The 18,061-nt window shown below is 67.4% G+C and carries 15 protein-coding genes; 7 read left to right on the top strand and 8 right to left on the bottom strand.

The annotated features are described in order from the left end of the window. Window positions 1–134, top strand: a 134-nt coding sequence (locus tag VGD20_RS07030; RefSeq protein ID WP_331133769.1) for a P-II family nitrogen regulator, incomplete at its 5' end; no start/stop codon positions are given. Between the two features lie 71 nt (window positions 135–205). Next, complete coding sequence (gene glnA / locus VGD20_RS07025; RefSeq protein WP_192647162.1) at window positions 206–1,618, top strand: type I glutamate--ammonia ligase; 1,413 nt, start codon at window positions 206–208, stop codon at window positions 1,616–1,618. Between the two features lie 63 nt (window positions 1,619–1,681). Here glnA and VGD20_RS07020 read toward each other — a convergent pair whose 3' ends face one another. Together VGD20_RS07020 and VGD20_RS07015 are read right to left on the bottom strand one after the other, a co-directional pair. Then, window positions 1,682–2,347 carry a hypothetical protein gene (locus VGD20_RS07020; protein WP_331133766.1) on the bottom strand — a complete coding sequence of 222 codons (666 nt, stop codon included), beginning with the start codon at window positions 2,345–2,347 and terminating at the stop codon, window positions 1,682–1,684. A 4-nt stretch (window positions 2,348–2,351) separates the two neighbouring features. Beyond that, window positions 2,352–2,558 carry a helix-turn-helix transcriptional regulator gene (locus tag VGD20_RS07015; RefSeq protein WP_331133765.1) on the bottom strand — a complete coding sequence of 69 codons (207 nt, stop codon included), beginning with the start codon at window positions 2,556–2,558 and terminating at the stop codon, window positions 2,352–2,354. Between the two features lie 149 nt (window positions 2,559–2,707). Between VGD20_RS07015 and VGD20_RS07010 the strand changes: the two genes are divergently transcribed. From VGD20_RS07010 to argJ, 5 genes are all read left to right on the top strand, one after another. Next, the gene (locus VGD20_RS07010; protein WP_331133764.1) at window positions 2,708–3,226 is read left to right on the top strand and encodes a hypothetical protein; all 519 of its coding nucleotides are present in this window, start codon (window positions 2,708–2,710) and stop codon (window positions 3,224–3,226) included. A 106-nt stretch (window positions 3,227–3,332) separates the two neighbouring features. Continuing rightward, complete coding sequence (locus VGD20_RS07005) at window positions 3,333–4,805, top strand: PQQ-dependent sugar dehydrogenase (RefSeq protein ID WP_331133763.1); 1,473 nt, start codon at window positions 3,333–3,335, stop codon at window positions 4,803–4,805. A 66-nt stretch (window positions 4,806–4,871) separates the two neighbouring features. Further along, complete coding sequence (locus VGD20_RS07000) at window positions 4,872–6,173, top strand: M20/M25/M40 family metallo-hydrolase (RefSeq protein ID WP_331133768.1); 1,302 nt, start codon at window positions 4,872–4,874, stop codon at window positions 6,171–6,173. A 95-nt stretch (window positions 6,174–6,268) separates the two neighbouring features. Further along, window positions 6,269–7,702: an aldehyde dehydrogenase family protein gene (locus VGD20_RS06995; RefSeq protein ID WP_331133767.1), complete on the top strand. Its 1,434-nt coding sequence runs from the start codon at window positions 6,269–6,271 to the stop codon at window positions 7,700–7,702. 166 nt (window positions 7,703–7,868) lie between these two features. Next, complete coding sequence (gene argJ, locus VGD20_RS06990; protein WP_331133762.1) at window positions 7,869–9,095, top strand: bifunctional glutamate N-acetyltransferase/amino-acid acetyltransferase ArgJ; 1,227 nt, start codon at window positions 7,869–7,871, stop codon at window positions 9,093–9,095. 97 nt (window positions 9,096–9,192) lie between these two features. Here argJ and trxA read toward each other — a convergent pair whose 3' ends face one another. From trxA to tsaE, 6 genes are all read right to left on the bottom strand, one after another. Next, a complete protein-coding gene (gene trxA, locus VGD20_RS06985; protein WP_062176521.1) occupies window positions 9,193–9,513 on the bottom strand; it encodes a thioredoxin TrxA in 321 nt (106 codons plus the stop codon). Window positions 9,514–9,546: 33 nt separating this feature from the next. After that, the gene (addA, locus tag VGD20_RS06980; protein ID WP_331133761.1) at window positions 9,547–13,032 is read right to left on the bottom strand and encodes a double-strand break repair helicase AddA; all 3,486 of its coding nucleotides are present in this window, start codon (window positions 13,030–13,032) and stop codon (window positions 9,547–9,549) included. Continuing rightward, window positions 13,029–16,037: a double-strand break repair protein AddB gene (gene addB, locus VGD20_RS06975; RefSeq protein ID WP_331133760.1), complete on the bottom strand. Its 3,009-nt coding sequence runs from the start codon at window positions 16,035–16,037 to the stop codon at window positions 13,029–13,031. Before addB ends, addA begins: the two co-directional genes overlap by 4 nt. Continuing rightward, complete coding sequence (locus tag VGD20_RS06970; protein ID WP_331133759.1) at window positions 16,030–16,749, bottom strand: nucleotidyltransferase family protein; 720 nt, start codon at window positions 16,747–16,749, stop codon at window positions 16,030–16,032. Before VGD20_RS06970 ends, addB begins: the two co-directional genes overlap by 8 nt. Continuing rightward, the gene (locus VGD20_RS06965; protein ID WP_331133758.1) at window positions 16,746–17,717 is read right to left on the bottom strand and encodes an aminoglycoside phosphotransferase family protein; all 972 of its coding nucleotides are present in this window, start codon (window positions 17,715–17,717) and stop codon (window positions 16,746–16,748) included. The genes VGD20_RS06970 and VGD20_RS06965 overlap by 4 nt, the downstream gene beginning before the upstream one ends. Then, on the bottom strand, window positions 17,714–18,061 hold a 348-nt coding region (gene tsaE, locus VGD20_RS06960; protein WP_331133757.1), incomplete at its 5' end, for a tRNA (adenosine(37)-N6)-threonylcarbamoyltransferase complex ATPase subunit type 1 TsaE. The genes tsaE and VGD20_RS06965, both read right to left, overlap by 4 nt.

The raw sequence follows: 18,061 nt of genomic DNA, 5'->3' as shown, positions 1-18,061 counted from the left end.
TGGCCGAACGCGTGGTGGAGGCGATCGCCGCCGCCGCGCAGACCGGCCGGATCGGCGATGGCAAGATTTTCGTCATTCCGGTCGAAACGGCGCTTCGCATTCGCACCGGCGAACGCAACGAGGACGCGCTTTAATTTTTCGCACTTTTCGAAAACCCGACAATCCCCGGCACGCCGGATCATTTCGCAAGAAGGAAGCATAGACGATGGCTACGAAGCCCAAGGATATCATCGCGCGGATCAAGGAAAACGACATCGAGTGGGTCGACCTGCGCTTCACCGACCCCAAGGGTAAGTGGCAGCATCTGACCATGGTCGCCTCGGTCCTCGGCGAGGACGAACTCGAAGACGGCCTGATGTTCGACGGTTCGTCGATCGAAGGCTGGAAAGCGATCAACGAGTCGGACATGATCCTCAAGCCCGACCTCGACGCCGTTTATGACGATCCCTTCTCGGCGACCCCGATGCTCGTCATCTTCTGCGACATCGTCGAACCCTCGACCGGCGAAGGCTATGCCCGCGACCCGCGCACCACCGCAAAGCGCGCCGAGGCCTATGTCGCCTCGACCGGCATCGGCGACACCGTCTATGTCGGCCCCGAAGCCGAATTCTTCATGTTCGACGACGTCCGCTTCGAAACCGGCTATAACAAATCGGGCTTCGAGATCGACGATATCGAACTGCCGACGAACACCGGCCGCAGCTATGAGGGCGGCAACCTCGGCCACCGTCCGCGCGCCAAGGGCGGTTATTTCCCCGTCGCGCCGGTCGACAGCGCCGTCGACATCCGCGCCGAAATGGTCTCGACGATGCTCGAACTCGGCCTGCCGTGCGACAAGCATCACCATGAAGTCGCCGCCGCGCAACACGAGCTCGGCCTGACCTTCGGTACGCTCACCGAAACCGCCGACCGCATGCAGATCTACAAATATGTCGTGCACCAGGTCGCGCACGCCTATGGCAAGACCGCGACCTTCATGCCGAAGCCGATCAAGGACGACAACGGCAGCGGCATGCACACCCACATCTCGATCTGGGAAAAGGGCAAGCCGCTCTTCGCGGGCAACGGCTATGCCGGCCTTTCGGATATGTGCCTCTATTTCATCGGCGGTGTCGTGAAACATGCGAAGGCGCTCAACGCCTTCACCAACCCGACGACGAACAGCTACAAGCGCCTCGTCCCCGGCTTCGAAGCGCCGGTGCTGCTCGCTTACTCGTCGCGCAACCGTTCGGCTTCGTGCCGCATCCCCTATGGCGCGGGCGCCAAGTCGAAGCGCGTCGAATTTCGCTTCCCCGACGCGATGGCGAACCCCTATCTTTGCTATTCGGCGCTGCTGATGGCGGGACTCGACGGCATCCAGAACAAGATCCACCCGGGCGACCCGATGGACAAGAACCTCTACGACCTGCCGCCCGAGGAACTGAGCGAAGTCCCGACCGTCTGCGGCAGCTTGCGCGAAGCGCTCGACAGCCTGATGGCCGATCACGACTTCCTGCTGAAGGGCGACGTCTTCTCGAAGGACCAGATCGAAGCCTATGTCGAGCTGAAGTGGGACGAAGTCTATCGCTTCGAACAAACCCCGAGCCCTGTCGAATTCGACATGTACTACAGCGCCTGATCGCACGCGATCAGCGACGCCAAGGGGGCGTCCGGTTCGGGGGAACCGGGCGCCCTTTCCTTTTCAGCGCACCATCATGCCGCGCCGGCCGACAGCGACGAACGAGCTCAGAAGCATCGACCCGAAGGCGAGCGAGACGAGGTCCAGCGGATGCGGTCCGCGGGCTAGTCCGGCGGCCGCAGCGCCGCCCCAGATGATCGCGACGAACATCAGCACATTGCCTGTGATCGCCGATACCTCGACCGTCAATTGCCGTGCGAGTTCGTCGAAGCGTCTCCACATTGCCCATGATATGGCACCGAAGCCGGCCAGCACGGCGAGCAATATCCCATATGCGGTCGCGGGCGTGACCAGCGCCGCGGCGCGCGCCGCATCGGCGGTTACCGCATAGGCAAGCAGCATCAGCGCCGCGCCGACGATCAGGCAGCCCAGCGCGCTGCTGCCCATATTCGAGCGCTCCTCGACGATTTCGTCGGCATCGGCAACATTCAGCATCCGTTGCCCGAGGAGCCGCGGCGCGACCGTCCCGAGGCCGACGAACAGCCCCATCAGCGCATAAATGAAGCCGATGCCGACAAGGATGATCTGCGATGGCGTCCAGTCGAGCCCTGCCTGCCGCTCCATCAGCGACGTGACCGCGAGCATACCCGCCGCGCCCGCGACGGCACCCGCTATCGCCTGCATGGCCATCTTTCGCCAACCGCTGGCGGCGCTTGCCTGCGTTGTCATGATCCTACTCCTTCGGTTCCCAATGGTCGATAAACAGCTCGCGCACTTCGAGACCGAACAGCCCCGCCATGCGCAGCGCGAGCGGCAGGCTGGGGTCATATTTGTCGGTTTCGACCGCATTGATCGTCTGGCGCGATACGCCGAGCCGGCGCGCCAGTTCGCCCTGGCTCCATCCCGCCTGCTCGCGATGATCGCGCACCCGGTTTTCCAATTCGCGCCCCTTATGCTGTCAAACACTCTTTACAGATAGACGGTCGACCTGTCAAATATTCTTTACACATGCCAAAGCCCCGGCCGCAATTACGCTTTGGTAAGCCAATCGGCCTAAAGAAGGGACCGCAATCCAGAGGGGAATGATCGATGTTGCGCCTGATGGTCCCGATCATCGCGATGCTGCTCGCGACCGGCTGCGGCAAGGTCGCCGAGCTTGCGAACCAGACCCGTACGGTCGCCGCGCCGCGCGAAGAGGTGTTCGCGAAGATGTTCGGCGACGACAGCGCCTTCGCCGGCCTGCCGCTCGTCACCAACGGCGGCTCGACCCGGCTGTACGAGATGGTCGCGGAAAAGGGCGACCCCGACTTTCAGAAACTCGTGCCCGACGAGCGGCCCGAGGCGTATAAGGTCAAGATCGCGGTCGCGATGGAAATCCCGCGCGAGGCGCATCTGATTTACAGCGTCGACGACGGTGCGCTGACCACCGGGCTCAAATTCACTTTCGAGGAACTGGCGCCCGCCCTCACGCGCGTCGCCTTTACCGTCGACGAACTCGAGGGTCATGACGCCAAGGGCCTCGTCGTCAATCGCGTCGTCCTGCAAAAGATCGCCCGCGACGCGCTCGAAAAGCTCGACGATTTCGACGAAGCGAAAGAACCCGCCTGATGCAGTTTCCCGCCGCATATTGGTAAACCGGCGGGGTTGCGGGTCCCGCGCCCCCATGGCAGGCTGCGGCCAAGGGGTGGGCTCGATCGCGAAAGGCTGGCTGGCCATGCGGATGCCCGTTCTTGTTGTCCTCGCGCCCTTGGCCTTGGCTTCGTGCGGCGGAGGCGGCGGAAGTGGAGGCGGCGGTGAGCCGCCCGCCGCCAATACGCCGCCGACCTTCACGTCGCTCCAGACCGCGAGCATCGCCGAAAATACCCCCGCCGCCTATCAGGCGACCGCGAGTGATGCCGACGGCGATGCGCTGACCTTTGCGATCGATGGCGGCGCCGATGCCGCGCGCTTCTCGATCACCACCGCGGGCGCGCTGCGCTTCAACGAAGCGCCCGATTACGACCTGGCCAGCGACGCCGACGGCAACAATGTCTACGCCGTCCAGCTCCGCGTCGGCGACGGCAGCGCGAGCGCGACCCAGCCCGTCAACATCACCGTCACCAACAGCCGCGAGGGCATAACGGTCGCGCGCGTCGGGACCGGCTTCGCCCAGCCACTCTACGTCGCGCCGATCCCGGGCGACAGCCGGGTCTATGTCGTCGAAAAGGGCGGCAACGTCTATCGCTTCGATCCTGCGAACGGCAGCAGGACGCTTGTCCTCGACATCACCGATATTTCGACCGACGGCGAGCGCGGGCTCCTCGGACTCGCGGCCTGGCCCGATCATGCCTCGTCGCAGCGGTTGTTTGCGGTGGCGACCGCACCCGACGGCGCAGTGCAGGTGCGCCGCTACGCGCTCGGCCAGCCGAACGCCTCGACGAGCTATGATATAGTGCTCAGCATCCCGCACGCCGACAACAGCAATCACAACGGCGGCTGGATCGGCTTCGGCCCCGATGGCCTCGTCTATGTCGCGGTCGGCGACGGCGGCGGCACCGGCGACCCTGCCAACAATGCGCAGAACCGGAATTCGCGGCTCGGCAAGATCCTGCGTTTCGCCGTGAACGCGGGCGGCAACAGCTATGCGCCCGCGCCTGGCAATCCGTACCTCGCCGGCGGCGGCGACCCCTGGGTCTATGCGATCGGCCTCCGCAATCCCTTCCGCGCCTCCTTTTCAGGGTCGACACTGCTGATCGGCGATGTCGGCCAGAGCGCCGTCGAAGAAGTCGACATGATGACGACCACCCAGCCAGGGCTCAATTTCGGCTGGCGCTTCCGCGAAGGCACGCATCCCTATTCGGGATCGGCACCGGGCGGGCTGACCCCTCCCGTCCTCGAATATCTGCGCGGCACTGGCCCGCGCGAGGGGCGGACCGTCACCGGCGGCTATGTCTATCGCGGTCCGGTGACGTCGCTCGCGGGCCAATATGTCTTCGCCGATTTCATCGCCGGCAATATCTGGACCGTCCCCTTTGCCAGCCTCGTCGCCGGGCAGACCTTGCCCTCGTCGCGCTTCGCGCGGCGCAACGAGGATTTCGCGCCCGACGCGGGGACGCTCGACCAGATCGCCTCGTTCGGCGAGGATAGCGCGGGCAATCTGTTCCTCGTTGGCCTCGACGGGGAGATTTTCATGGTGCGCGCGGGCTAACCGCTTGCAGCCCCCGGGGACGCGCGGCACAAGGGCGTCTCCAAAGGAGGCCTCCCCATGAAATATATGCCCTTTATCGCTCTCGTCGCGCTTCAACTCGCGCTCGTCCCGGCGGCGCATGCGAAGCTGTCGAAAGCCGAAAGCGGCATGGCGAAAACGGTCGACGCCGAACAGGCCCGCAGCCTCGACCTCCTTGAAAAACTCGTCAACCAGAACAGCGGCTCGCAGAATCTGGAGGGGGTCGAGAAGGTCGGGCAGATGATGCGCGCCGAACTCGAACCGCTGGGCTTCAAGGTCGAATGGAAACCGATGCGCGACACCGGCCGCGCGGGTCATCTGATCGCAACCCACACCGGCAAGCCCGATGCCAAGCGCCTGCTCCTCATCGCGCATCTCGACACGGTGTTCGAACCCGACTCACCGTTCCAGAAATTCACCCGCAAGGGCGACATGGGCGAAGGCCCCGGCGCGGGCGACGACAAGGGCGGCATGGTGGTCATCGTTGCGGCGCTGCGCGCCATGAACGCGGCGGGAACGCTCAAGGATGCCAATATCGAAATCCACATGACCGGCGACGAGGAGGATTCGGGCACCCCCATCGAAAAGGCGCGCGCCGACCTGATCGCCGCAGGCAAGCGCAGCGACGTCGCGCTCGATTTCGAAGGGCTCGTCCGCGACAACGGCGCCGACATGGGCTCGGTCGCGCGGCGCTCGTCGGACAGCTGGACGGTCACCGCGACGGGCAAGAGCGCGCACAGCTCGGGCATCTTCAGCGCCGCGGCGGGCGACGGCGCGATCTATGAACTCACGCGCATCGTCCACCGCTTCCGTACCGAACTTCCCGAACCGAACCTGACCTTCAACGTCGGGCTGATCGCGGGTGGCCAACAGGCCGAACTCGACGCGGGCGGCATCCGCGCGACGGTGAACGGCAAAACCAACATCATCGCGCCTATCGCGATCGCGCGCGGCGATCTTCGCGCCCTCTCGCCCGAACAGATCGAGCGGGTGAAAGCCAAAATGGCTGCAATCGTGGCGGAGCACGCACCCGGCACCGATGCAAAGCTCGCCTTCGACCCCGGTGGCTATCCCTCGATGGCGCCGACCGACGGCAACCGCGCGCTGCTGACGAAGCTCAACGGCGTCAACCGCGACCTCGGGCTTGCCGAAATGGCGCCGCTCGATCCGCTGAAGCGCGGCGCAGGCGACATCAGCTTTGTCGCCGCCGATGTCGACGGGCTCGCGGGACTCGGGCCGTACAGCACCGGGGACCACGCCCCCGGGGAGGCGGTCGACATACCCAGCATCAGCCGGCAGGCGACGCGCGCTGCCATCCTGATGTCACGCCTCTCTGCTGAAAAACGCTGACCCGCCAGTTTTCACGGTTGGCCGCGCTTGATTCATCAGGCACAGTGATTAGGTAGCAATCCGAGACGGAATTGACCGCCGATGGGAGAAGAATGATGAGCACCGAAACGCACCTCAAACAGAATTACATCGGCGGCCGCTGGGTCGACAGCAAGGGCGGCAAGCTTCACGACGTGATCAACCCCGCGACCGAGGAAGCCGCCTCGACCGTCGTGCTCGGCACCGCAGCCGACGTCGACGACGCCGTCGCCGCGGCGAAGGAAGCGTTCAAGACCTTCTCGCAGACGACGCGCGAGGAACGCCTCGACCTGCTGAACCGCATCGTCGAAGAGTATAAGAAGCGCGCGCCCGACCTCGCCAAGTCGATGGCGTCGGAAATGGGCGCCCCCGTCAGCTTCGCGGGCACCGCGCAGGTCGGCGCCGGCATCGGCGGCTTCCTCGGCACGATTGCCGCGCTCAAGGATTTCAGCTTCACCGAAAAATATGCGGCGGGCATGATCGCCTATGAGCCGATCGGCGTCGTCGGCATGATCACACCGTGGAACTGGCCGCTCAACCAGATCGCATTGAAGGTCGCCCCTGCGCTCGCCGCGGGCAACACGATGGTGCTGAAGCCGTCGGAGGAATGCCCCGGCAACGCGGTGATCTTCGCCGAAATTCTCGAAGCCGCAGGCGTTCCCGCCGGCGTGTTCAACCTCGTCCAGGGCGATGGCCCGACCGTCGGCAACGCGATCAGCGCGCACCCGGGCATCGAAATGGTGAGCTTCACCGGCTCGACCCGCGCGGGCATCCTCGTCGCCAAGGCGGCGGCCGACACGGTCAAGCGCGTCCATCAGGAACTCGGCGGCAAGTCGCCGAACATCGTCCTGCCCGACGCCGATTTCGCCGCGGTGCTGCCGCCGACGGTGCAGGGCGTGCTCGTCAACACCGGGCAGAGCTGCATCGCGCCGACGCGCATCCTCGTCCAGAAGGACCGCGAGGCCGAAGCCGTGGGCGTCATCAAGGCGATGTTCGACGGCACGCAGGTCGGCGATCCGCAAAGCGAAGGCGGCCATATCGGCCCCGTCGTCAACAAGGCGCAGTTCGACAAGATCCAGGGTCTGATCCAGTCGGCAATCGACGAAGGCGCGACGCTCGAGACCGGCGGCACCGGCCTGCCCGCGAACGTCAACCGCGGCTATTATATCAAGCCGACGGTCTTCTCGGGCGTCACCCGCGACATGCGCATCGCCAACGAGGAAATCTTCGGCCCCGTCGCGACGATCATGGCCTATGGCGACCTCGACGAAGCCGTCGATATCGCCAACGACACCGAATATGGCCTGTCGGCGGTGATCTCGGGCGACCCCGCCAAGGCGGCCGATGTCGCACCGAAGCTGCGCGCCGGCATGGTCGCGGTCAACGCATGGGGCCCCGGCCCGGGCGCGGCGTTCGGCGGCTACAAGGCGTCGGGCAACGGCCGCGAAGGCGGCGTGTTCGGGCTCAAGGATTTCATGGAGGTGAAGTCGATCAGCGGCATTCCCGCGTAACAACTCCCCTCCCTGCAAGGGAGGGGTCGGGGGTGGGTCGCCGCGGGCGTTCTTTCTGACCGCATACCCACCCCACCGCGACTAGGGCGCAAAGCGCCCAAGTCTTCGTGCCCCTCCCTTGCCGGGAGGGGTTTTGCTTTGAGCCGATAGCGATTATGCGCGCGCCATGACCACCCGCTCCCCGCTCGCCCCCGACCACTTCCCCGTCCTCCCCGAGATCGCCGGGGTCACGCGCCGCGTCGCGCGCGCGCAGTACAAGAATTGGAACCGCTGCGACCTCACCTTCATCGAGCTCGCGCCCGGCACCACGGTCGCAGGGGTCTTTACGCGCAACGTCTGCTGCTCGTCCGAAGTCGAGCTTGGGCGTGAGCAGGTAAAGGGGGGGTCGGGCCGTGCGCTGATCGTCAACGCCGGCAACAGCAACGCTTTCACCGGCTATCGCGGGCGCGAGGCGGTCGAGCAGATCATGGCGCAGGTTGCCGCCCACCTCGGCTGCGACGCCAGCGAGGTTTTCGTCAGCTCGACCGGCGTGATCGGCGTGCCGCTCCCCAAGGACAAGGCGCGCGCCGGGGTCGAAGCCGCGCTCACCGCCGGGACCTGCTCGTGGGAGGCCGCCGCCGAAACGATCGGCACCACCGACACCTTCGCCAAGGGCTCGGCGGCAAGCGCGATCGTCGATGGCAGGACCATCCAGGTCGCCGGGATCGTCAAGGGATCGGGCATGATCGCTCCCGACATGGCGACGATGCTCGGCTATATCTTCACCGACGCCGCGGTCGCGCCCGCGCTGTTGCAGGCGATGCTGAGCGAAGCGACCGGCGGCAGCTTCAACAGCATCACCGTCGACAGCGACACATCGACCAGCGACACCGTGCTGCTCTTCGCGACCGGACAGGCGGGCAACGCCACGCTCTCCACGCGCGACGATCCGGGCGCCGATGCGCTGTATGCCGCGATCCGCGAAGTCGCGCTCGACCTCGCGCATCAGGTGGTGCGCGACGGCGAAGGCGCGTCGAAATTCATCGAGATTCAGGTGACCGGTGCCATAAATGACGAGAGCGCCAGACGCGTCGCGCTCGCGATCGCCAACTCGCCGCTGGTCAAGACCGCAATCGCGGGCGAGGACGCCAACTGGGGCCGCGTCGTGATGGCTGTCGGGAAAGCGGGCGAGCCCGCCGACCGCGACCGCCTCGCGATCCGCTTCGGCGATCACTGGGTGGCAAAGGACGGCCTGCCGGTCGACGGATATGACGAGGCACCGGTCGCGGCGCACCTCAAGGGCCAGGACATCCGCGTCGGCACCGACCTTGGCCTCGGCGAAGGCCGCGCGACCGTCTGGACGTGCGACCTGACCCACGGATACATCAGCATCAACGCTGATTATCGGAGCTGAAGCCAACTGGAATCGTCATCCCGGACTTGATCCGGGATCCATGTGGACATCGCTGTCGGTATGGACCCCGGATCAAGTCCGGGGTGACGAACATGGCTTACAGCGCGCCTTCGAGCCAGCCCTTGAGCGCACTCTTCGGCGCTGCGCCGACCTTGGTGTCGGCGATCTCGCCATTCTTGAACAGGATCATCGTCGGAATGCCGCGCACACCATATTTGGCAGGGGCGTTCGGATGATCGTCGATGTTCAGTTTCGCGATCACGACCTTTTCACCGAGTTCGTCGGCGATTTCCTCGAGCGACGGGCCGATCATCTTGCACGGACCGCACCATTCGGCCCAGAAATCGACGAGCACGGGAGTGTCGCTGTCGAGGACGTCGGCCTGGAAGCTGTCGTCGCTGATTGCCTTGGTACCCATATCTTGGACTCCTGAAATATTGTTGCCATCAAACTAAGGCGTCGCCGCGTCCGGCTCAAGGGCTGAACCCGGCAAATTCGCCTTCGTTGCCAGCAAGCCCGGCTTGTGCGCATCGAGCAGGTCATCGCCCAGCGCGATCAGCCGCGGCGCCGCAGTATAGAGCAAGGCCGCCTCGACCCGCCGACCCGGAAAGATCACTCTCAGCGCGTCGCGATACGCCGCCATCTGGCGCAGATAGGCGGGGGCGATTTCGGCCGGCGCCGCGGGCACGTGGCGCCCGGTCTTGAAATCGATCACCGTCACCCGATCGTCGGTGACGAGCAGCCGGTCGACGATCCCCGCAATGACCACGCCGTCGACGACCGCCGACAGAGGCACCTCGGCGAGCGAGCCCGGTCCGAACAGCGCGGCATGCGCGGGGTGTTCGAGCACCGCGAGCACCTCGTCGACCATCGCCGTCCGCCCACCCTCGTCGAGCGCTGCCGCCTGCACCGACAGCCAGTGCAGCGCCGCCGCGCGCCGGCGCCCGGCCGCGACCGGCGGCAATCGCTCGAACAGCGCATGGAGCAGCAGTCCGCGTTCGACCGCGGCCGCACGCGTGCCGCCCTGCGGCGGCGATGCGACATCATCGTCGCCCAGTGCCGTCGGCGCGAGCGGGCGCGGCGGGCGCGCTTCTTCGGGCGCCGGCTTCGTTGCCCACTCGGGAATCGCGACAGCGGGCGTCACAATGGCCGGCTTCTCCCGATGCCGCACCCACGCCTTCGCATTGGCCGCATGAACGCGCTTCTGCCCCCAGCGCGGCCCGGCATCCTGCCATCCCAGCCCCATGTCTTCCATCACCCGGTCAACCGCGGCGTGCCAGCACAGTTCGGGCAGCGAACGATCTTCTTTCTTCGTGATGCCGGTCACGATCAGCAGCTCCTCGGCGCGCGTCATCGCGACGTAGAGCAGCCGCCAATGTTCCTCGATCTCGGCCCGCGCCTTCCGGTCGTGCGCCGCGGCAACCGGTCCGTGCCGCTCCTCCTTCGGCAGGCCGAACACCGGCAACCGGTCCCAGCCCCCGAGCGACAGGTCGAAGCCGCGCTGGCGCTGCACCGGGTCGTCGGTCGCATCGGCAAGGATGACGATCGGTGCCTGCAATCCCTTCGATCCGTGCACCGTCATCACGCGCACGACGTCGCTGCGCGCCTCGGTCTGTCGCTTGATATCGGCACGGCTGGCCTCGACCTCGCTCAGGAAAGCGAGCAGCGACGGCGTGTGCTGGCGTTCGAAATTCAAGGCTTGGTTCAGCAGTTCGTCGACCGGGTCGCGCGCCTCGCGCCCAAGCCGCGCATAGAGCCGCCGTCGCCCCTGCATCGGCCCCGCCAGCACACGATCGAGGAAACGATAGGGTGTCGTGAAATCGGCCATGCCGAGCAGCCCGCGCAGCGCCGTCATCGTCGCGCCCGGCACCTCGGCTTCGCGCGCACGCAGTTGCTCCCACAAGGCACGCTTGCCGCGCCCATGCGCAAAGGCGAAGAGATCATCCTGCGACCAGCCGATCAGCGGCGACACGAGCAGCGCCGCGAGGTTGAGATCGTCGAGCGGCTGGATCGCGAAGCGCATCGCCGACAGCAAGTCCTGCACCCCGAGCGGCTGGGTCAGCGCAAAGCGGTCGACACCCGCGACGGGCACGCCGAGCGATTGCAACCGCGCGACGATCCGCGCCGCGAGATCACGGCGGCGACGGACGAGAATCAATATGTCGCCCGGCGCAACGCTGCGTCCGTCCTTGCCATGCAGGATCCAGTCCTGAACCTCGTCGGCAAGCGCACGCGACAGCCGCAGGCTCGCGGGGTCGTTCGCGGTGGCGAGCGGATCGCCGCCCTCGATCACGTCGTCCTCGCCGATATCCTCGCCATCGCCTTCGGCCGCGAGCGCCTTGCCCACCGGCAGCGGCTGCCACAATTCGACGCCCCCCGGATGTTCGCTGCGGAACGGCAGGTGCGGTGGCTCGTCGCTCGCAAGGCCCATCAGTTCGGTCCCGCCGCTCGACACCCATTCGTCGACGACGTCAAGAACCGCGGGGCTCGACCGGTAGTTGGTGACAAGGTCGACCTGCGCGAAGGGCCGGCCGCCGTCGGCCGCCCACTCCCCGAAGCGGATGCGCGCCGCCTCGAAGGCCGCGGGCTCGGTACCCTGAAAGCCGAAGATTGCCTGTTTACGGTCGCCGACGGTGAACATCGTGCGGATGCGCTCGTCCTTCGCGCCCGTGCCGGCAAAAAACTCCTCGGCCAGCGCGGCGACGATCGCCCATTGGCGCGTGTTCGTATCCTGCGCCTCGTCGACAAGGATGTGGTCGGTGCGCTGATCGAGTTTGAAGCGCACCCATTCGCCAAACTGCCCGAGCCGCAGCAGCGACCCCGCAATCGCGATCAGGTCGTCGAAATCGGCGAGCCCGCCCTCACGCTTCGCCAGCGCGTAGGCTTCGGCGAAGCGGCTTCCGAGATCCCAAGCCGCGGCAAGATCGTCGGCGACGCGCATCGCGGCGGCGGTCGCGAGCAATAGCTGCGCGGATTCGACGATCCGCACCGCGCTGTCGAGGCAATCGGTCATCCGCCCCTTGTCGCCTGCGAAGTCGGCGCGGAGTTCGCCCTTGCCGGTCAGGAAACAGCCGAGCAGGCCGTCCAACGTCGCGGCGCGCGTCGGCGCATCGGCCGCCAGCCAGCCCGCCATCGCGTCGGCGCAGGCAAGCCCGGTCTTCGTTCCCCACCCCGCCCCGCTGGCCGCGACGGCGCGAACATGCGTATCGGCGATCGCCCCGTCCGCGATCCGCGCCGCCAGCCACGCCTCGGCATCGCCATCGGGCAGCCCCAGCGCGGCGCGCAGGTCGTGCCCACGCGGCGGCAATATCCGCGTCTGGAACGGCGCGGCAAAGGCGTGCGCGCAGCGCACGAGGAACGCCATCGCGGCATCCTGCCCCATCCGCCGCGACAGCATCGCCGCCTGCCGGCGCATCATATCGCCATCGGCGCCCGCCTGCCCCAGCAGCGCCCCCAGCACCTGCCGTTGCAACTCGGCCGCTTCGCCCTCTTCGAGCGCGCGAAATCCCGGCATGATCTTCGCCTCGAGCGGGAAGCTCGCGAGCAGCGTCTGGCAGAAGCTGTGGATCGTCTGCACCCGGATCGCGCCCGGCGCGCTGTCGATCACTGTCGCGAACAGCGACCGCGCACGATCGAGGATGCCTAGCTGCTGCCAGTCGGCGCCCAATGCGCGCAGGTCCAGCCGCAAGTCGCCATCGTCCATCCGTACCCACAGCGCGAGCCGCTCGTGGATGCGATGCGCCATTTCGGCGGCACCCGCCTTGGTAAAGGTGATGCAGAGGATCGCGTCGGGCGCGACCCCCGCGAGCATCAGCCGCAGCACCCGCGCCGACAGCACCTGCGTCTTGCCCGTCCCCGCCGACGCGCCGAGCCAAACATGCTCGTGGGGCTGCGCCGCCGCCTGTTGGCCCGGGTCGAGATCATGGAGCCGCGTCATGGCGCGTCTCCGCCCAAATCCCCGCCCCGCCCGAACCATTCGTCGCGGCGCATCAACTGATCGTAATCGGTAAAGCGCCTCGCATTGTCACCCGGCGCGAACGCCCTGTCGCCGCGCAGCCAGGCGGCGGTCAATTCGGCGAATGCGTCATAGGCGCGCGCGATGGCCTCCTCGGCGGTCTTGAGCTTGCGCCGCGACCCGTGCGTCGGCGTGACGCTTCCGTCGATACCTTTCGCGCGGTCGGCCTTCAGGCTCCAATATTCGAGCGCGTTGATCGGTCCTGCCGCGACGCCGTCGACCTTCCCCATCTCGGCAAGCAGGCCGAGCAGGCCCAACTGGTTGTCCAGCCCATCGAACGCCGCGCTGCCGCTCGGCGCCGCGCCGGTCTTGTAATCGACGATCGCGAGGCTGCCGTCGGCCAGCCGGTCGATGCGATCGGCCTTGCCCGACAGGCGAATGCCATCCAGTTCGTGCGCGCCAGTTACCTCGGTCGCGATCGGCTCGCGTCCCTCGGTGCGCGCCGTCCACACGCGTTCGGCCGCCCAGCGCAGCGCGGGCTCGATCCGCGGGAACCAGAAGGCGCGCGCGAGCGCGTCGAGCGCCGGATCGCCGAGCAGGCGGCCGAGTTCGATCTCGAGCGCTTCGGGCGTCGCCCCGGCGCGCTGCCAATCCTCCAGAAATGCATGGACACGCGTACCGAGCCAGCGTGGGTCGGGCCCGGCGCGCAGCGGATCGAGCACCGAAAGCCGCAGGATCCGTCCCGCGTAAAAAGCGTAGGGATCCTTCGCGAGCAGGTCGACGCCGGTGACGCTGATCTGGTCCGGCCGCGCCTCGACGGGCGGTCGCGGCTGCGGCATCGGCGCGGGCGCGATCGCCCCCGGCGGCACATCGAGCGCCGCCGCCAGCGTCGCCACGCTCTCGCCGCCCACGCGCGCTTCGGGCAATTCGCCCGCAAGCGCCGCGAGGCGCAACCAGAAGCGCGATGCGACTGCGGGGTCGCCGCCGCTGCGTTGCGCGCGCGTCACCACCACCTCGCGCGCGGCAAAGGCACCCGCAAAATCATGCGCCGCGGCGCCCTGCTGACGCTCGGGCGCCGCGAGCCCGAGCATGCGGCGGATGCCCGGCGCGAGCCACGGGTCCGGGCTTTGCTGCTGCGGCCAGCGGCCTTCGTCGAGCCCGCCGAGGATCATCAGGTCCGCGCGCTGCAACCGCGCTTCGAGCAGGCCCCAGATGAACAACCGCGGATGCCCGCCATAGGGCGGCCGGACGCTCTCGCCGGACAACAGGTCGGCGAGCATCGCCGGGAAATCGGCAGGCGCGACGAGCGCCGGGCCGTCGCCCTTCGCCAGCGCCCAGCGATCGAAGAGTTCGGACAGCGCGCGCCCGGCATGGCCTGTCCATGCGCCCTCGCCGGTCAGCCAGCCGAGCGCTGTTTGCAAGGCACCGAGCAGCGCCGAGGGCGGCGCCAAAGCGCCCGCCGCAAAAGGAGCAAGCGCGGCGCCCAGCCCCGTCACCACGTCCGCCCACCAATCGCCGACCAGCTTCGCCTCGGCATGGCCACGCGCTTTCGGATCGGCAGCACTCGCGACGATCCGCGCTGCCACACCGTCCCAGCCGGGCACCAGCCCCGGCCCGCGCAGGACAAGGTCGAGCCGTCGCACCTGATCGAGCCAGCCCAAGCGCGCCTCACCCGTGCGAACGAGCGGATGCCCGAGCAGCGCGACCAGCCGCACCGGGTCGAACGCTGCGGCAAATTCGGCAAGCGCGAGCAGCAGCGCGCCCGGCGGCGTCTGCCCCAGCGGTTGTCCCGCGCTGTCGTCGACCGAAATATCCCAGCGCGCGAGCGCCGCCGCAACGCGCGTCGCGAGCGCGCGGTCGGGGGTCACCAGTGCGGCAGTGCGCGCGGGTGTTTCGAGCGCGTGGCGCATCATCAGCGCAATCCCCTGCGCTTCCTGCCCGTCATCGGCGAACACCGCGGCGGTGACGCCCGCGATACCGGGGCTCAAATCGCCCGCTTGCTGCCAGCGCGCCGTGTACGCGGCGGGCGCGAAGAGCAGCGAGGTGAAGGACGCACGCGCGTCGGGACCGTCGAACGCGGAAGCGGCATCCCACGACTGTACCTCGCCCCGCGATACGCCCATTCGCCCGAGCAGCAGCTTCAGATGATATTGCGGATGCGTCTCCAGCGGACGCTCACCCGGCTTCCCGGGATCGGCCTCGACCGGCCCGAGCGCCTCCCATTCCTCGCCCGCCATGCCAAGGTCGAGCCCCGGCAGCACGACCATCCCTTGCGGCAGGTCGGCGACGGCGCGCAGCAGCCGAGCAATCGCGGGCGCCGCCGTCGTCACGCCCGCCGCGACGACGAAACGCGCCGGCGGCGCGACGCGCCATCCCCGGCTCACCCGTTCGAGCAGGCGATTGCGCCGGTCGGCGCGGTCGATATGCCCCGTCGCCGCGAGCAGCTTCGGCCACTGGTCGACGAGCAGCGACAATCGCCGCCACGACGCCTGCCAATGCCCCGCAAGGTCGCCGAGCGCGCTTTCGATATCGGCAAGCCGCGCGGGCGCGACTTCCTCATAATGCAACTGGTCGATCACGCGCCCCAGCCCTTCGGCAAGCTGGAAGGCCGCGGAGCCGGTGATCGGCTCCTCCCCGGCAGGAACATGCGTTTCGATCAGCCCCGCGAGCATCAGCCGCCGCTTCAGCGCGTCGATCGCGGGCGGGATCGCATCGCTCTCGTCGATCGGGTCGAGTGCGAGCGCGACGCTTTCATCGAGGTCGGCGTCGCCGATCACCGCGAGCCGCGGCATCAACAACCCGGTGCCACCCGCGCGCACAAACGCCGCCTGCACCGCGCTCCGCGCGCGATTGCTCGGCAGTATGATCAGGCCCTGCGCGAGGCCCAGCGCGCCGTCGGCGTAGCGCGCGATCAATCCGGCGGCGAGCGCATCGGCGAAGGCCCGCTGGACGGGAATGGAGAAGACGGTTGGTTTGGCGTCAGCCATCCGTCAGCGCGGCTTCGGTCGGCGCGATACTCGCCGGGGTGCCGACATCGAACCACTGCCCCATGTGCGACAGGCCATAAAGCCGCCCCGCCGCGATCGCGCGGTCCCACAGGATGTTGGTCGAAAAGGCTCCCTCGGGCGCTCCGTCGAGCAGCCGCGGCGAGATCAACTGGATGCCCGTATAGACGAAAGGCGCTATCCGCCCCGGCTTGCGGCGGCTGAGTTTGCCGTCGCCCTCCATATGGAAATCACCGCGCCCGCCGTGCCCGGTCGCGCTCGCCTGCCGGATCAGCAGCAGCAGCGCGTCCATCCTGTCGCCGTCCCAATGGCGCGCGAGATGGCGGATGCTGTCCTCGGGCCCGTCGGTCCAGACATTGTCGCTGTTGACGATCAGGATCGGATCGCCGCGCAGTTGCGGCAGCGCCTTGACCATCCCGCCGCCGGTTTCAAGCAGCAGGTCGCGCTCGTCCGAAATCGCGATGCTGAAGCTCCGCTTCTGCGCCGCGAGATGCGCCTCGAGCGCGTCCGCCAGATAATGGACGTTGACGACGACATGCTCGATCCCGGCCGCTTCGATGCGGTCGAGGCTGTGATCGATCAGCGGCTTGCCCGCGACGCGCACCAGCGGTTTCGGCCGGGTGGCTGTCAGCGGGCGCATCCGCTTGCCAAGCCCCGCCGCCATCACCATCGCGCTTTTGATTTTCGCACTCACGTCCAAGCCTCCGCCCGTTTCGAAGCAGGGACATTGGCGTCGAACCATTGCCGAACGGGGACAAGCGCCGGATGCGCGAGATCGCGTTCGAGCAATCCCCACATACGCGGCTGGAAGCGGCGGTAACCCTCCTTGCCGTCGCGCTTCCAAAGCCGGACGAAAACACCGAGGATGCGCGTGTTGCGCTGCGCCGCGAGCGCCCAATAGGCGTTCTCGACATCGCGCCCCGTCGCTTCCATATAACGCGCGAGCATCGCCGTTTCGACCGCCGGGCTTACATCGCGGCGCGCATCCTCGAGCACCGAGGCGAGGTCATAGGCCGGGTGACCGACGAGCGCGTCCTGGAAATCGAGCAGGCCATAATGCGCGATGCCGTCCTTGCCCGGGACCAGCATGATATTTTCGGCATGATAGTCGCGCAGCACGGTGACGCGCGGCAGGCCATCGGTTTCGACCGGCGTCAAAACCTTCGCCCACGCCACGCGAAAAGCGTCGCGGTCAACCTCGATATCGAGTGCCGGGCAATACCAGTCGGTGAACAGTTCCACTTCGCCCAGCCATTGTTCGAGCCCGTGGACCGGCAACCCGCCCATCGGCGGTCGCGCGTGCAGGTGGACGAGCAGGTCGGTCACCCCCGCATAATAGTCCGCTTCGGCATGCGGCGCCTCGTCGACCGTTTCGCGGAGGCGCACGTCGCCGAAATCCTCGATCAGCAGCAGCCCCTGCTCCAGATCGCGCGCAAGGATCGTCGGCGCATTGAGGCCCTGTTCGCAAAGGAACTCGGCGACCGCGATAAACGGCCGCGGGTCTTCGTGCGGCGGCGGTGCGTCCATCAGCACCGCCTGCCGCGCGCCATCGACGACGCGGAAATAGCGGCGGAAGGAGGCGTCCCCCGCGAGCGGCAAAATCTGGGCATCGCCCCAGCCATGCGCGGCGAGAAAGGCGGGCGCATGGGGGGGCGGAATCATCGGAGCGGCCATCTTGCTCCCCAAGCGGGCGGCACCGACGCTGTCAAGACGCGCGCGTCGCCCTCGCCCGAAATCGTCAGTTCGAGCGCTTCGGGCCATCCGGCCCCGCCCAGCCGCTCGGGCCATTCGATCAGCAGTGCGCCGTCATAGCGATAATCGTCGAGCCCGAGTTCGATCAGTTCATCCTCGCCCTCGATCCGGTAGAGATCGACATGCGCAATCGGCAGATCGACCTCGGGCGGCGCATAGGGCTGGACGATCGCAAAGGTCGGGCTCGGCGCCTCGCCCACGAGCCCGCGCGCCTTCAGCATCGCGCGCGCGAGCGTCGTCTTGCCCGCGCCAAG

The organism is Sphingopyxis sp. (genome assembly GCF_036402335.1).
Taxonomy (GTDB): Bacteria; Pseudomonadota; Alphaproteobacteria; order Sphingomonadales; family Sphingomonadaceae; genus Sphingopyxis.
Note: the sequence above shows the minus strand (reverse complement) of the source record. Positions and strands in the feature narration are given on the sequence as shown.

What these genes read in the sequence shown, in the direction of transcription:
- glnA (WP_192647162.1), top strand. Translation starts at nt 206, where the DNA reads ATGGCTACGAAGCCCAAGGATATCATCGCGCGGATCAAGGAAAACGAC.
- VGD20_RS07020 (WP_331133766.1), bottom strand. Translation starts at nt 2,347, where the DNA reads ATGACAACGCAGGCAAGCGCCGCCAGCGGTTGGCGAAAGATGGCCATG.
- VGD20_RS07010 (WP_331133764.1), top strand. Translation starts at nt 2,708, where the DNA reads ATGTTGCGCCTGATGGTCCCGATCATCGCGATGCTGCTCGCGACCGGC.
- VGD20_RS07005 (WP_331133763.1), top strand. Translation starts at nt 3,333, where the DNA reads ATGCGGATGCCCGTTCTTGTTGTCCTCGCGCCCTTGGCCTTGGCTTCG.
- VGD20_RS07000 (WP_331133768.1), top strand. Translation starts at nt 4,872, where the DNA reads ATGCCCTTTATCGCTCTCGTCGCGCTTCAACTCGCGCTCGTCCCGGCG.
- VGD20_RS06995 (WP_331133767.1), top strand. Translation starts at nt 6,269, where the DNA reads ATGAGCACCGAAACGCACCTCAAACAGAATTACATCGGCGGCCGCTGG.
- argJ (WP_331133762.1), top strand. Translation starts at nt 7,869, where the DNA reads ATGACCACCCGCTCCCCGCTCGCCCCCGACCACTTCCCCGTCCTCCCC.
- trxA (WP_062176521.1), bottom strand. Translation starts at nt 9,513, where the DNA reads ATGGGTACCAAGGCAATCAGCGACGACAGCTTCCAGGCCGACGTCCTC.
- addA (WP_331133761.1), bottom strand. Translation starts at nt 13,032, where the DNA reads ATGACGCGGCTCCATGATCTCGACCCGGGCCAACAGGCGGCGGCGCAG.
- addB (WP_331133760.1), bottom strand. Translation starts at nt 16,037, where the DNA reads ATGGCTGACGCCAAACCAACCGTCTTCTCCATTCCCGTCCAGCGGGCC.
- VGD20_RS06965 (WP_331133758.1), bottom strand. Translation starts at nt 17,717, where the DNA reads ATGATTCCGCCCCCCCATGCGCCCGCCTTTCTCGCCGCGCATGGCTGG.